The 13,683-nt window shown below is 73.5% G+C and carries 6 protein-coding genes; 5 read left to right on the forward strand and 1 reads right to left on the reverse strand.

Annotated features, from left to right (window positions below; genetic code table 11):
- The first annotated feature begins 16 nt into the window (after positions 1 to 16).
- Together ACZ6JY_RS25445 and ACZ6JY_RS25450 are read left to right on the forward strand one after the other, a co-directional pair.
- Positions 17 to 1,105 (forward strand): ornithine cyclodeaminase family protein, encoded by a 1,089-nt coding sequence (locus ACZ6JY_RS25445; protein WP_469199165.1) that lies wholly within the window; start codon positions 17 to 19, stop codon positions 1,103 to 1,105.
- On the forward strand, positions 1,102 to 2,712 hold the full coding sequence (locus ACZ6JY_RS25450) for an amino acid adenylation domain-containing protein (RefSeq protein ID WP_469199167.1): 1,611 nt from the start codon (positions 1,102 to 1,104) through the stop codon (positions 2,710 to 2,712). Before ACZ6JY_RS25445 ends, ACZ6JY_RS25450 begins: the two co-directional genes overlap by 4 nt.
- Here the strand turns inward: ACZ6JY_RS25450 and ACZ6JY_RS25455 are convergent.
- Entirely contained in the window at positions 2,688 to 3,524 is an 837-nt protein-coding gene (locus tag ACZ6JY_RS25455; protein ID WP_469199168.1) for a putative nonproteinogenic amino acid hydroxylase, read from the reverse strand. The two genes, ACZ6JY_RS25450 and ACZ6JY_RS25455, sit on opposite strands and share 25 nt — an antisense overlap.
- 198 nt (positions 3,525 to 3,722) lie before the next feature.
- On the opposite strand from ACZ6JY_RS25455, the gene ACZ6JY_RS25460 reads away from it, so the two are divergent.
- From ACZ6JY_RS25460 to gntD, 3 genes are read left to right on the forward strand one after another with little or no spacing between them, the layout of a single operon-like run.
- The gene (locus ACZ6JY_RS25460; protein WP_469199170.1) at positions 3,723 to 10,880 is read left to right on the forward strand and encodes an amino acid adenylation domain-containing protein; all 7,158 of its coding nucleotides are present in this window, start codon (positions 3,723 to 3,725) and stop codon (positions 10,878 to 10,880) included.
- Between the two features lie 33 nt (positions 10,881 to 10,913).
- Positions 10,914 to 12,527, forward strand: a complete 1,614-nt coding sequence (locus ACZ6JY_RS25465; protein WP_469199172.1) for a condensation domain-containing protein — start codon at positions 10,914 to 10,916, stop codon at positions 12,525 to 12,527.
- Between the two features lie 35 nt (positions 12,528 to 12,562).
- The gene (gene gntD, locus ACZ6JY_RS25470) at positions 12,563 to 13,600 is read left to right on the forward strand and encodes a guanitoxin biosynthesis L-enduracididine beta-hydroxylase GntD (RefSeq protein ID WP_469199174.1); all 1,038 of its coding nucleotides are present in this window, start codon (positions 12,563 to 12,565) and stop codon (positions 13,598 to 13,600) included.
- Positions 13,601 to 13,683 lie beyond the last annotated feature (83 nt).

The following is a 13,683-nucleotide window of genomic DNA, read 5'->3' on the forward strand; positions in this document are numbered from 1 at the left end:
GCGCCAGGAGAGACCCTTGCAAGCTGAGCGCACGCACATAGTCGACGCCGAAGCCATCTCCACCATCGTCGCGAAGGTGGGACTAGGGCAACTCTACGATCTGACGATCTCCCGCATGGCCACCGTTCTCGCCGGTGGCCCGGACGCACCGGTGGAGATGAAGCAGCGGGACGGATTCCTCCTCAAGACACCCGAGTTGGGCCTTCTGGAGTGGATGCCCGCGGTACGGCACGGCGCCACGGTCTCCATCAAGATGGTCGGCTACAACCCGCACAACCCGGTCAAGAACCAACTGCCCACCATCCTGTCGACCTTGTGCGCCTTCGACGCGGACAGCGGCCACCTGCGGGCGGTCGTCGACGGCACCTTCGCCACGGCCATCCGTACGGGCGCGGCTTCGGCGCTTGCCAGCCGGGTGCTCGCGCGTCCGGACGCCGCGGTGCTCGGTCTGGTGGGCTGCGGCGCGCAGGCCGTCACCCAGTTGCACGCCCTGTCGCGGATCTTCTCCTTCTCGGAGGTGCTGGTCTGCGACGAGGACGTGCGGGCGGAGAACTCGTTCGCGGCCCGGGCCCGGCTGCCCGAGGGACTGGTACGGGTCGCGCCGCTGGCGGAGGTGGAGGAGCGGGCCGACGTGCTGTGCACCGCCACCTCGGTCGCGGCGCACCAGGGCCCGGTCATCCGGGGCACCTCCCTCAAGCCGTGGGTGCACATCAACGCCATCGGCTCCGACATGCCGGGCAAGACGGAGCTGCCCCTGCGCCTGCTGCGCGAGGCGGTCGTCTGCCCCGATCACCTGGAGCAGGCCAGGGCCGAGGGCGACTGCCAGCAGCTCGCCCCGGAGGACATCGGGCCGCCGCTCGCCGAGCTCCTCCTCGACCCGGACGCGCACCGGCGGCTGTCGCCGGTCATGACCGTGTACGACTCGACGGGTCTCGCGCTCCAGGACCTCGTCATGGTCGAGGTGTTCGAGGAACTGGCGCGAGAGCTCGACGTCGGTCACCACATCGCCGTCGAGGCCACCGCCGACGACCCGCAGGACCCCTACTCGTTCCTGCCGGAAGCGGTCACCCGGTCCTGGGACGGGCGTCAGGGAGCGCGGCGGTGACCGCGGCCCCGCCCCCTCCGGGGCACGCCGGGCCCGTGGTGGACACCGGCGTGTCCACGGTCCTTGAGCTGATCGACCGCGAGGTGGCGGCGCATCCGGGAGACCCCGCGGTGCGTGAGCCGGGCCGGGAGGTGACGTACGCGGAACTCGACCGTCTCGCGGACACCGTCGCGGGCCGGCTCGTGGGCGAGTTCGGCATCGGCCGGGGCGACGTGGTGCTCCTGGCCGCGCGGGCGGGTGCCGACTTCACCGCCGCGGTCCTCGGCACGCTGCGGGCCGGCGCCGCGTATCTGCCGGTGGACACGGCGTACCCGCCCGAGCGCATCGCGCAGATCCTGGGGGCGAGCAGCGCGGCTCTGCTGGTCCTGGCCGATCCAGGGTCGGCACTGGACACCGGCCCCGCGGGTACACCGACGACCGGTCTGGCGGGTCTGGTGGCCCCGGAGCCGTCCGGGGGCCCGGTCCCGGCGGCGGCCGTCCGGCGCGGGCCCGCGCCGGAGGACCCGGCCTACGTCATCTTCTCCTCGGGCTCCACCGGCGCGCCCAAGGGCATCGTCCAGACGCACCGCTGCCTCGCCAACTTCATCTCCTGGCAGGTGGAGGGCTCCGGTCTGGGGCGCGGGCGGCGGGTCCTCCAGGTGGCTCCGCTCACCTTCGACGTCTCCGTGCAGGAGATGTTCTACACCCTCGCCTCGGGCGGGTGCCTCCATGTGCCGGAGCCCCATGTGCGGCGCGATCCACGGGACCTGATCGACTTCGTCGTCGACGAGCGCATCGAGGTCGTCGACTTCCCGCAGTCGCTCATCGACGTGGTCATGACGCTGCCGACCACCTTCGAGCACGCCGCGGACCTGCGCCACATCATCAGCGCGGGCGAGACGGTCCGGGTGAACGAGGCCCTTGAGGCGCTGCTGACGCGCCGGCCGGAGATCACGCTGCACAACCACTACGGCCCCGCGGAGAACCACATGGTGGCCGCCCACTCCATGAGCGGGGCGGCAGGCAATCTCGAACCGGGGCCGCCGGTCGGCTCGCTGGTGTGGAACACCTACATCTACCTCCTTGACGAGCAGGGTGCGCCCGTACCCGACGGGGAGGTCGGGGAGGTCTACATCGGCGGTGCCGGAGTGGCCATCGGGTACACCGATCCCGACCTGACGCGCAGGGCTTTCGTGCCCGACCCGTTCCGCCCTGGCGCGCGGCTCTACCGCACCCGGGACCGCGGCGTGTGGCGGGCGGACCGGACGCTCCAGTTGCTGGGGCGGATGGACGACCTGATCAAGATCCGGGGCAATGCCGTGGAGCCCCGCGAGGTGGAGGCACGCCTCACGGGGTTCCCGGGGGTCAGGGACGCGGCGGCCTTCGCGGTGGCGCGGGCCGACGGGGCGGTGGAGCTGCACGCGGCTCTCACCGGTGACCCGCCGTCGGCCCCGGAACTGCGCCGGGCGCTGCTCGCGGCCCTGCCCGACTACATGGTGCCGGTGCGCTGGTGGCTCGCGGACGAGCTGCCGGTCTCACCCAACGGAAAGCTGGACCGCAAGGCCCTCCCCGGTCCCGGGGCGGAGCCCCTGTCCCTGATACCTCACCACTCGAACGCCTCGCGGTAGCCGCGCTTCTCGATGCAGTACGTGCGGAACGCCTTGGCCTTCTCGGCCAGCGCGCCGTCCCCGGTGCGCACGGCGGCCTCGATGAACCAGTCGAACGCCGCCGTCGCATCGGCCCGGCGCGCGAAGTGGACCGCCGCGAACCGCCGGAAGGAGGTCCGCAGGGTGGCGGCGCTCATGCCGGCCGCGGAGGACAGCAGCTCCTCCACCTCGGCCTCCGTGACCGAAGGGCGCGAAATGATGCGTACGGGCAGCTCCGGGGGAATGGAGTTCTTGATTTCGATCGGCTCTTCGGCACCGGCGAAATCGAGGCAGAGAGACAGCCTCGCGAAGGGCGAGACGCTCTGGGCCGAGTGCGGGACCGTCGTGTGGATTTTCCAGACCTCACCGCGTCGGAGGTGATAGACGATGTCGTTCTCGGAGTGCAGGGAATCCTCGTCCGTACGCAGCGGAATCTGGAGCCGTGTCCCCGGCTCCGAGAATTCAAGGAAATCGACGTGGGGCGCGAGAATTCCGTCACTCAGGCTGAATACACGTACCCATTGCAGCCTTTCGAGGGGGAAGTTGTCGTTGACGATGGACATGATCTTGGGGAGCTTCCTGCCCAGCTCCGTCAGAGCGAGCCGACCCTCGTAGGGGCGGAAGGAGGTGTCCTCGTCACTTCCCCCGGAATTGGCAAGGACATGCGCGGACCAGGACCCGAACGTGAAGGCGTCATACTCGCCCCGGGCGTCGTTCGAATCGATGATCGAAAGCTCTTCGTCAAAGTCGTAGGAGTCGATCGGAAGGGTGGCCAGCCTCTGCGACTTGAGCATGCGAGATCCCGTCGGTTGGTGAGTGCACCGTGAAACCGGGCGCCGATGGTCAGTAATCGTAACGGCTGAAAGAAGGGAGGGCAATAATCGATCACGTGCGTCGGATTGCTCATTGACAAGATCTCTTTGCCTTGCGCAGGATCTTACGGTGCCGTCATGTTCGTCGTAATCATCGAAGATATTGGGTGAGCGTGCGAAATGCTGAGTGACAATGCCCTGAGTGAATCCTGGCTCGCGCGGTTGGCGGCCGGCCACCAAGTCCCCTTCCTGGATGTCGTGTCCCCGGCGGGAGGCACACCGGAATGCGTCCTCGACCCCTCGGCCACCGAGCGGCTCGACGCCCTGACGGGCGGCGACCCGACCGGCCTCCTGCTGCTGACCGTCGCGGCGGCGCGCCTCGCCCTCGCCGCTCTCGACGAGGAGTCCCGGCACGTCGTCCTGGTCCCCGCACCCGCCACCGCCCCCCGTGGCGGCCCCGGGGCGGACGCGGACACGGCACCGCGTGAACTCGCGCTCTGCGCCCCGCTCGACCGAGCGGCGCCCGCCTCCGTCTTCCTGACGTCGCTGCACGCCGAACTCGAATCCGCGCTGCCCCTCGCCTGGCACGACCGGGAGGAGATCGCCTCCCGGCTGCGGCTCGCCGGGGTGCCCGCGGCGCACGCCCTCGCCCGGCTCGGCGTCGTCTGCGAGGAGGCGGGCGGCAAGCTGTTGCAGCCGGTCGGCCTCTGCCTGACGCTGCGGCGCTCCGCGGGCCGGCTGGTCCTGACCGCCGAGGCGGGCGGTGAGCTGCCGGTGGCGGCGACGGCGCTGCTGCGGTGTGCGGCCGCCGCCCTGGAGGCCCTCGGCCGCTCCCCCCGGCACGCGGTCGCCGAGCTGGACGTCCTCGGCCCGGCCCAGCGCGCCGAGTTGGAGCGGTGGTCGGGCCTGCCCGTCGTGGCGGAGTTCGCCGACGCGACGCTCACCGGCGTCGTCGACGACGCAGCCGCCCGCTTCCCCGACCGCGAGGCGGTCTCCGACGGCACCGTGGTGTGGAGCCACCAGGACCTCGCGGCGCGCTCCTCGCGCGCCGCGCGGACGCTCGCCGTCGGCCACGGCCTGAAGCCCGGCGACCGGGTCGCGCTGCTGCTGCCCAAGGGCCCCGAACTGGTCCTCGCGGTCCTCGCGGTGCTGCGGGCGGGCGCCTCGTTCGTCCCTCTCGACCCCTCCCACCCGCCGGCGCGGGTCGCGCGCCAACTGCGTCTGAGCGGCGCGGTGTGCGTCATCTCCGCGCGGGACGAGCTGCCCGGCGACCTGGCTGTCCCTGTGGTGTCCCCGCGGGCCTTGAGCGCCGCTCCCGACGCCGCCGCCGGCGCGGGGACACCGTCCGGACCGGCCCCCGACGACGAAGCCATCCTCTTCTTCACCTCCGGATCGACCGGGCTCCCCCGCCCGGTGGCGCTCACCCACCGCCAGCTCGCCCACAAGGTCCTCGCCTCGGGACGGCTCGTCGGTTTCGACGAGGAGAGCCGGTGTGCGCTGCTCTCGGCCGTGACCTCCGACGCCCTGACGTACCAGATCTTCACCACGCTCGCCGCGGGCGGCTGCGTGGTCCCCATGGACTCCCCGCAGACGCTGTCGCCGCAGGAGTTCTGGGCGACGACGCGGCGCCTGCGCGTCAACGTCATCAACTGCGTCCCTTCGCTGCTCGCCGTCATGGCCGAAGGGCTGCCCGCGGGAGCCGCCGAGGACGTACGCATCTGCCTTCTCGGCGGCGACGAGATCCCGGCGGGGTTCCTGCCCCGGCTGGCGGAACGGCTGCGTGTGGGCACCTTCGCCAACCTGTACGGGCCCACCGAGGCCACCATCGAGGCGACCACCTTCACCTGCCCCGGGTCCGCCCTGCCCGCACTGACCACCGTCCCCGTCGGCAGGCCCTCGGAAGGGTTCGGCGTGGTCGTGCTCACCCCCCACGGGGACCACGCGCCGCCCGGCGTACCCGGCGAGATCCACGTCCTCGGACCCGGCGTGGCCCGCGGCTACCTCGACGACGAGCCCACGGGCCCCGGCCGGTTCCACGAGCTGCCCGCGCATCCCGGCGTACGCGCCTTCAGGACCGGCGACTTCGGCCGCTGGAACGACCAGGGGGAACTGGTCTTCCTGGGCCGCAGGGACAACCAGATCCAGATCCACGGCAACCGGGTCGAACTGGGCGAGGTGGAGGCCGCCCTCAGCGCCGTCCCCGGCATCGTCGCCGCCACGGTCCTCCCCGTCACGGCCTCCTCGGGGCCGCCCACCATCGCGGCCGTCTACACAGCGGACCAGGAACTCCCACCGGCCGACGTCCGGGGGCAGTTGGAGCTGCGGCTGCCCGGCTACATGGTCCCGGGCCGCATCCTGCGCCTGGACGAGCTGCCCGTCACGCTGCACGGCAAGATCGACCGCGCGGCCATTCTGGCCCGTCTCGCGAGCCTGGACGGGCAGGTGTGGCAGCCCGTCGACCAGGCCGACCGTACCGCCGCGCGCATCTGGGCCGACGTGCTCGGCACCCCGCCCCGCGCCGGGGACCAGGACCTCTTCGCGGCGGGCGGCCACAGCCTCACCGCCGCCGTCCTCGCCGGTCGGCTCGGCGAGGCGGCCGACGGCGGCGTCATCACCGTCCGCGACGTGTTCACCGCCCGCACCCCCAAGGGGCTCGGCGCGCTGCTGCGGCGCGCCGCGGCCGAAGGGCGGCCGGGCCCCGCCGCCCGGGTGCTGTGGCCCGAGACCCCGGGCCCCGTCCCCGCGAGCAACGCCCAGCGCCGGATGTGGTTCCTCGAACAGTACGAGGGCGGGGAGCTGCGCCCGTACAACATGGTGGAGGCCTTCCGGCTGCCCGGCTGCCACGAGGCGGCCGACGTGGCGGCCGCGCTGGAGCGGACGGTGCGCAGGCACCAGGCCCTGCGCACCGTGTTCCGCACCGAGCCCGAAGGGTTGCGGCAGATCGTGCTGCCTCCCGAGGGGGCCCGGCCCGAGCTGCGGGTCCACCGGGCGCGGGGCACGGACATGGCCGGTCTGCTGCGGCGCGTCGCCGACGCCGAGCAGCGCCACGTGTTCGATCCGGCCACCGGCCCCCTGCTGCGCGCCCACTGGCTCGTCGAGGACGAGGACGAGGGCGGGGACGCGGACGCGGGCGGGTACGGAGACGGGGACACCGGCGGCACGCTCCTGCTCTCCGTCCACCACAGCGTCTGCGACGGCTGGTCGTTCGCGGTGATCCTGCGCGACCTGCTGCGGTTCCTCGACGGCACGGAGGAGCTGCCTGCCCCCACCCAGTACGGTGCCTACGCGCTCGGGCAGCACACCCGCCGGGACGACATGGAGAGCCTGGAGTTCTGGCGGCGCACCCTGGACGGCGCGCCCGCCGTCGACCTCCCGCTCGACCGCCGGCGGCCGCAGGAGCGCGGCTCGGCGGCGGGCACGGTGCGGCTGACCGTCGGCGAGGACACGACCCGGGCCGTCCAGGAACTCTGCCGGGAGCTCGGCACCACCTCCTTCACGGCGATGGTGGCCGCCGTCCGTGTGCTGCTGCTGCGCTGGAGCGGGGCCGACGACATCGTCCTCGGCACGGTCGTCTCCGGGCGCGACCAGCCCGAACTGGCCGATTCCGTCGGCCTTTTCGTCAACACCGTGGCGCTGCGCACACCGGTCGAGCCGGAGCGCGGCTTCGCCGAGCTGGTGGCGGCGGTCGCGGCGCACGCGCGGGAGGCCCGCGCCCACGAGGAGTACCCCTTCGAACACCTCGTGGAGGCGTTGGGGGCCGAGCGGGTCATGGGACGCAATCCGCTCTTCGACGTCCTGGTCGAGGCCTCCGTCTCCGGCACCGACCCGTTGGGCTCCGAGGACGGCCCGGCGGCCGAGCACATCCGGCTGGACAGCGGCGCGGAGGGGTTCGACCTCGCCTTCAGTTTCACCGAGCCCGCGCCCGGCCGTCCGATCGAGGTGGCGATCACCTACCGCGAGGACGTCCTGGACGCGGCGACCGTGGACCGCGTCGCCGGACAGTTGCGCCACCTCCTGACCGCGCTGGTGACCGACCCCTCGGTCCCGGTCGGCGGCGCCCCGCTGCTGCCGCCCGACCAGCGCGACGCGCTCCTGGCGGCGGGGACGGGCCCGCGCGGTCCGGCCCCGCGAACGGCGGGCACGCTGCTCGACCTGGTGCTCGCGCAGGTGCGGCGCGCGCCCGAGGGGCGGGCCGTCGTCTGCGGCGACCGCGTCCTGACCTACGGCGAGCTGGACCGCCGGGCCGACGCTCTCGCGGCCCGGATCGCCGCGGTGGCGCCGACGGGTCCCGACCGCGTGGTCGCGGTGGTCTGCGACCGCTCGGAGTGGATGCCGGTCGCGCTGCTCGCCGTCCTCAAGACCGGTTCGGCGTTCCTGCCGCTCGATCCGGAGCAGTCGACGGCCCGGCTGGTGGCTGTGCTCCGCGACAGCGGCGCGGTCGCCGCCGTGGCGTCGGCGGAGTTCGCGGGGACGACGGCCGGGGCGGGACTCCCCACGGTGACCGCCGGCGCGCCCGAGGACGCTGCGGACCAGGACGCTCCGGTCCGTGACCAGCCTCGGGAAGTACGGGCCGCCGCCGGGTACGCCGATCTCGCGTACGTCGTCTACACCTCCGGCTCCACCGGGGCGCCCAAGGGCGTCATGGTGGAACACGGCGGCATCGTCAACTCCGTACGGTTCCGCGTCGACCACTACGGCCTCGGCGCCGACGGGGCCGTCCTCCAGGTCGATCCGATCCATGCCGACGCGGGCATCGTCGACGTGTTCAGCGCCCTCGCCTCAGGGGCACCCATGGTGATCATCACCCGCGACCAGTTGCTCACGCCGGAGGATGTGGCCGCGGTCGTGCGGCAGCACCCGATCCGCCATGTGCTGCTCGTGCCGAGCCTCTACCAGGTGCTGCTCGACGAGGTGGGGCCGGCGTTCCGCGGGGTGCGCGAGATCGTCCTCGGCGGGGAGCGGGTCACCCGGGCGCTCGCCGCCCGCCACGCCGAACTCCTCCCCGGTGTGCGGCTGTACAACGAGTACGGGCCCGCCGAGGACAGCGTGCTGACCACGGTGGAGCTGGTGGAGCCCGCGGGCCCGGACGGCGACCCCGGTACGCCGGACACGCGGTCCCCGACGGCTTCCGGCGACGCCTCGATCGGCCGCCCGCTGCCGGGCAAGTGGGTGGACCTCCTCGACGACCGGGGCGAGCTGGTGCCGCTCGGCGCCCCGGGGGAACTGTGCGTCGGCGGGGCAGGCCTGGCCCGCGGCTACCTCGGCGACGCGGAGCTGACCGCCGCCCGCTTCGTGACCGGCGCGGTGCGTCCCGGGGAGCGCGTGTACCGCACCGGCGACCTGGCCAGGCGGCTGCCCGACGGGCGTCTGGAGTACCTCGGCCGGGCCGACGACCAGCTGAAGATCCGGGGCAACCGCGTCGAGCCGAACGAGGTGGCCGCCGTCCTCGCCGAAGCCCCCGGCCTGCGCAACGCCGCCGTGCTCCCCGCGCCCGGACCCGACGGCGAAGCGCGCCTGGTGGCCTACGTGGTCGGGGATGCGGACCCGGCGGACCTGCGGCGGCACCTCGCCCAGCGGCTGCCCGCGTACATGGTGCCCGCCGCCTTCGTGCGCCTGCCCGCCCTCCCCGTGGCCGCGGGCGGCAAGCTCGACCGCGGGGCGCTCCCGGCACCGGAGGAGGCGCTGTCCGCCGCCGACCCGCCCGCCGGGGCCCAGCCGTTCACGGAGGCCGAGCGGCATGTCGCGGACGTGTGGTCGCGGGTCCTTGAGCGTCCGGTCACGGATCCGGACGCCAACCTGTTCACGCTGGGCGGGCACAGCCTGGCCGCCGCGCGCATCGCCCACGCCCTGCGGGTCAAGGTGCGCACCGTCTTCGCCTTCCCGAGCGTGGCCGCGCTCACCGCGGCGACGGCCGGGCGGCGCGCCGAGCCCGAGGCGGAGCGGCGCCCCGCGGGCGGGTCCGCGGACGACGGGTTCCTGCCGCTGTCCCGGGCCCAGCGCCGCGTCTGGCTGACGTCACGGCGGGCGGGTTCGGAGACCTTCGTCATCTCCGACCTCGTACGGCTGGGCCGCCGGATCGACGCCGACGCGCTCCGCGGCGCCCTCGGTGCGGTCGTCGAGCGGCAGGACATGCTGCGTGCGCAGGTCCGGCCCCGGGGGACGGAGGCGGAGCTGACCGTCCTCGACCGGTTGCCGGACGGTGTGCCGCTGGTCGTCGTGGAGCTGCCGGGTGCGGACCCCTCGGGCCCGGAGGCCGCCGCCGCGCTGCGGGACGCCCGGCGGACCGGCTTCGCCCTCGACCGGGCGCCGCTGTTCGAACTGCGGCTGCTCACGGGAGTCGTCGGCGGTGATCTGCTCACCGTCACCGCGCACCATCTGATCTACGACGGCGCGAGCGTCGACGTGCTGCTGCGCGACCTCTTCACCGCGTACGAGCAGGCGGTGGCGGGTGAACCGCCCCGGCTGCCCCCGCTCACGTACACCTACCAGGAGTGGGTGCGCGAGGAGCGGGAGTGGCTGGCCGGGCCCGAGGCGGAGCGTGAGGTGGCGTTCTGGCGGGAGCGGCTGCGCGGCCTCGCGGAGAGTCCCGATCCGGTGGACCCCGCCCGGCGCCGCAGCCGCAGGGGCCGGACCGCTCTGGTGCACAGGACCGTGCCCGCGGCCCTGCTCCGCGCCACGGCGGCGACGCCGTTCGCGCAGGTGGTGACCGCGTTCGCCCTCACCGTGCGGCACCACACCCGGGCCACCGACCTCGTCCTCGGTTTCGCAGCGGGGCTCCGTGACCGGCCGGAGGCGGACCAGTTGATCGGCTACCTGGTCAACGCGGTGCCGCTACGGGTCACTTTGGACGACACGGTGACCGGCGCGGAGCTGCTGCCCCGGGTGCAGCGCGGGATCGTCGAGGCGTACGAGCACGCGCGGCTGCCGTTCGACGTCCTCGCGGAACGCCTCGCCCTGCGCGCGCGGCCGGGCCGAAGTCTGCTGCTCGACCTGGGCGTGAGCTGGGAGAACGCGGCGCTGCGGCCCGAGAGCCAGATCGTCGAGGACCTTCTGGCGGACGATCTGCCCGCCACCAGCGACCTGTGGCTGTACGCACGCGTCAAGGGCGATGAGCTGCACCTCGACCTCACCTACGACGACAACCTGCTCGACGAGGCGGAGGCCGGTGCCTACGCCGATCACGTGGCCGCCGTGCTGCGCGGACTGACGGCCGGTCCGACCGTACCGCCGACCGAGCCGACCGTACCGCCGCCCTGTCCCCCGCCACCGGCCGCGAGCCCGGCCCCGAACCCGTCCGCCCCCGGCCCCGTCTGGAGTGACACCCGCTATGACTTCTGACACCGCCCATCGGCACACGGGGGTGGCACGGCCGTGACCGACCTCGATCCGACGCAGCGGCTCTGCGTGCTCTTCGCCGAGGCCCTCGAACTCGACCACGTCACCCCGGACACCGACTTCTTCCTCGCCGGCGGGCACAGCCTGTCCGCCCTGGCCCTCGCCGTGGCCGTGGAGGACGCCTTCCCCGTACGGGTCCGTGTGCGGGACATCTTCGAGTCGGCCACGCCCGGACTCCTCGCAATCCGGCTGGCCGAACTCGGCCCCGGGGGCGCGGAACCCGCCGGTCCCGCCGTACCGCGGAAGCGGCCCGCCGACCCGCTCCCCGGCACCGAGGTGTCCGCGGCGACGCGCTGGCTGTGGCTCGAACGGCAGCGCGCTGACGGCGACTCCGGCGCGTACACGGTGCCCTGCCTCCTTGAGGGCGACGGGCCCCTGGACGCCGACAGGCTCGCGGCCGCGCTGGTCGTCCTCGCCCGGCGCCACCGGGCGCTGCGGACCGTCTTCGTCGAGGCCCACGGGGAGCCGCGGGCCGTGGTCACCGATGACGTGCCGGCGTTGGAGGTGGCCGACCTGCGGGGGCAGGACCCGGGCGAGGAGCGCTTCGCCGCGTGCGTGGACGAGCGGGTCGCTGTGCCGTTCGACCCGGCGACGGGGCCGCTCGTACGGGCCACGGTGTTCCTGCGCCCCGGCGACCGCTGGTCGCTGCTGCTGCTCGCGGACCACCTCGTGTGCGACGGGCGCAGCCTGGAGATCCTCGCCGACCAGCTCGTGGCGGCCTACGCGGACCCGGCGTCGGACGCGGGGCGGCCGCCGGGCGGCGAACCCGCGGAGGGGACGCCCGCGGCCCGCCCCGCCGATCCGCGGGCCGCTCTGGACCACTGGCGGAGCGTGCTCCAGCCGCCCCCGGCGCCGCTGCCGCTGCCCGTGCGCGGTCCGCGGACGGAACCGGCCGGCAGCACGACCGGCATCGCGGCGCGGGAGATCGGCCCGGACGTCCTGCGGCGGCTGACTGACCTGGGCAGGCACCACCACGCGGGCCCGTTCGTCCCGCTGGCCGCCGCCGTCGCGCGCACCCTGGCCGGGCTCACCGGCAGCGCGGACATCTGCCTGGGCACAGCCGTGGACCGCAGGGCCAGGCTCGGCGCCCAGGACGCGGTGGGCTTCCACATCGCGACGGTCCCGCTCCGCCTGAACGTGCGGGACGAGATGTCCGCGGACGACCTCGTACAGCACGTCGCGCGGCGCACGATGGACGCCGTGGACCACAGCGACGTGACCTTCGACGGACTCGTCGCGGCGCTCGACCCGCCCCGCTCCCCCGGACGGATGCCGTTCTTCGACGTCTGGGTGGCGCTCTACCCCCGCATCGACACCGGCCCGCGCCCGCCGGACGGCATCGCGCTGCGCGGCGGGCCGACCCCGTTGCGCGTCGGCATGTTCGAGCTGTCCTTCCAGTGCGTGGAGCACGCGCACGGGATGCGGCTGACGCTCCAGTACGACGCCCTTCGCTACGCCGCGGACACCGCCGAGCGGATGGTCCAGCGGCTCGGCGACGAGGTGGCACGCCTGCTGGGGGACCCCACGGAACCCGTACCCGAGACGGCACCGGCGCACCGGTCCTTCGGCGGCTTCCAGTTCGACGCCTGACCCGAACCCTCGCCCCGCCCATGAGGAGATGAACCATGACGACGTCCATCAAGCCCGAGACCGTGACGGAGCTGCGGCTGACCGAGGCCGAGGCCCGGCAGACCGTCGAACTGACGCTGCGGCTGTCCGAGCAGTACGTGGCGGCCGACGACGAACGGCTGCTCCAGGAACTTCCGTTGCTCACCGACGGCCTGCCGGTCCGCGTCCGGCGTTTCCTGCGGGCGTTCTCCCTGGACCAGGCCCGCGGCTTCTGCGCGGTGAGCGGGCACCTGGTGGACGACGAGCGGATCGGCCCCACCCCGGCACACTGGAAGGACGAGGAGCGGGTCCACCACGAGCTGCCCGAGGAGATACTCGTCCTGCTCTACGGTGCGCTGCTCGGCGAACCCTTCGGCTGGGCCACCCAGCAGGACGGGCACCTGGTCAACGACGTCTTCCCGGTGCGCGAGTACGAGCACGAGCTGCTCGGCACGGGCAGCAGGACACCGCTGACCCTGCACACCGAGGACGCCTTCCACCCGTACCGCGCCGACTACATCATCCTCTCGGCGCTCCGCAATCCGGACTCCGTGCCGGTGACCGTCGCGGAGGCGGACTTCTCCGTACTGCCCGCCGACGTCCTCGACGTCCTCTTCCAGAGCCGTTTCCACATCGTCCCCGACAAGTCCCACCTGCCGGAGAACAACACGGTGCGCACCGAGGAGGACCGGATGGTCTTCGAGAACATCGCGCGGCTCATCGACGGGCTCGGCCCGGTGCCCGTGCTGACCGGCTCCCGGGCCCATCCCCTGCTGTGCTTCGACGCGACGCACATGTCGGCGCCGCCGGAGGACCCCGAGGCCGTCCGCGCCTTCGCCGCGGCCTCCGAGCTGCTGGACGCCAACCTGACGGACTGCGCCCTTGAGCCGGGCAGTTGCGTCTTCATGAACAACCACCGGGTGGTGCACAGCCGTACCGCCTTCCAGGCGCGCTACGACGGCACGGACCGCTGGCTCAAGCGTGTCAACGTCACCCACGATCTGCGCAGGTCCGCCGCCATGCGTAGATCCGTCGGCTCCCGTCTGATCGGCTAGCGGACGGCTCCGCGCACCGGGACGGCCCCGGCCCTTGTGGGCCGGGGCCGTAGCCGTGCACGGGCGTGGTGACCGTCCGGGTT

Source organism: Streptomyces sp. NPDC046335 (assembly GCF_055587985.1).